Genomic DNA, 234 nt, shown 5'->3' with positions numbered 1-234 from the left:
CCGTTGTGCCGATCGAAGTTCGGAAGCGAAATTCCCTCGTCGGAAATGATCAGCCAGCCCACTTTGGCCATCGCATTTGCGAATCCGGTAACACCTGCGATGCGATCCAGTAACGCTGCACTAACGCCAGGAGCGTTACCTTCAAGAGTGTGCTGATCGAACCAACGCCAGACACGCAGCAACTTGCCGACGGTCAAATCCGGATCGTCCCAACCCATCGCAACGGTCAAAGCC

1 protein-coding gene is annotated in these 234 nt (G+C 56.0%); it reads right to left on the bottom strand.

The window, feature by feature from the left end; translation table 11 throughout:
• On the bottom strand, window positions 1–234 hold a 234-nt coding region (locus ACVA6Q_RS24960), incomplete at both ends, for a hypothetical protein (protein ID WP_446649271.1).

Source organism: Vibrio sp. DNB22_10_4 (genome assembly GCF_052879755.1).
This window is presented reverse-complemented; position numbering and strand designations above follow the sequence as displayed.